General features: G+C 68.4%; 2 protein-coding genes. Both read right to left on the bottom strand.

Features of this window, described 5'->3' with window-relative positions; genetic code table 11:
- On the bottom strand, nucleotides 1–879 hold an 879-nt coding region (gene trbL / locus D588_RS0116920; protein WP_017916822.1), incomplete at its 3' end, for a P-type conjugative transfer protein TrbL.
- On the bottom strand, nucleotides 876–1,097 hold a 222-nt coding region (locus tag D588_RS0116915; RefSeq protein WP_017916821.1), incomplete at its 5' end, for a hypothetical protein. The genes trbL and D588_RS0116915, both read right to left, overlap by 4 nt.

Here is a 1,097-nt window from a genome sequence, read left to right as displayed (position 1 = left end):
CGCCGCACCGACCGCCACCGCCGTGCCGGCTGCGCCCACCGCGGCACCGGCCATGGCACCGGCGCCCAGCTGCGGCCCGCCGGACACCAGCCCGGTCGCGATCCCCGGCCCATAGATGCCCAAGGCCAGCAAGGCGAGCGAAGCCAGCATCACCACCAGCGCGTGATCGATCGAGGGCTGCGCCGGCAAGCTCTTGAACTGCGCGAACAGGCCCGTGCCGATGCCCACGATCACGGCCAGCACCAGCACCTTGATGCCCGAGGACACCACGTTGCCCAGCACCTTCTCGGCCAGGAACGCGGTCTTGTTCCACAGCGCGAACGGCACCAGCACGAAACCAGCCAACGTGGTCAGCTTGAACTCGATCAGCGTGATGAAGAGCTGGATCGCCAGCACGAAGAAACTCAGGATCACCACCAGCCACGCCAGGAACATCACGGTGATGGGCGTCAGGTTCACGAACACGTCGGGGAAGCCGGCCAGCTGGTTGATCTGGTCGAGGATCGGCGCACCGGCATCGATGCCGGTCTTGGCCAGATGCCCCGGCTGCAGGAAGGCCGCCAGGTCCACCGCCGAGCCGCTGGCCTGCAGGCCCAGCCCGGCGAAGGAGCGGAACACGATGCCGGCCAGCGTGTTGAAGTTGCCGATCAGGTAGGCGAAGGCGCCGACGTAGAGCACCTTGCGCAGGAACTTCGCCATCACGTCCTCGCCCTGCCCGGCGGCATGGCTCATGGCCCAGAACAGCCCGGCCAGGGTCATGTCGATGGCGATCAGGGTGGCGGCGAGCCAGTTCACCTCGCCGCGCACCAGCCCGAAGCCGGAGTCGATGTAGGTCGAGAAGGTGTCGAGGAACTGGTCGATGATCGACAGGTCGTTCATGGCTGCGTCTCCGAGGGCGCCACGGCCTCATCGAAACTGGCAGGAATCGGAGGCAGCTCGGCCAGCGTGCGGTACTCCTGCGGCCCGGCCCGCCCCGAGAGGAAGCGCTGCAGGTCGGCCTGCGCCACCTGCGCGCACAACGCCGCGTCGTGCCCGCTCATGCGGCACTGCGCGGCGAGCGCCTGCAGCCGCATCGGATCGACGGTCTCGGCATCGGC

The organism is Xanthomonas sp. SHU 308, from assembly GCF_000364645.1.
Taxonomy (GTDB): Bacteria; Pseudomonadota; Gammaproteobacteria; order Xanthomonadales; family Xanthomonadaceae; genus Xanthomonas_A; species Xanthomonas_A sontii.
The sequence above is the reverse complement of the archived record's forward strand: the minus strand, read 5'-3'. Positions and strand labels throughout refer to the sequence as shown.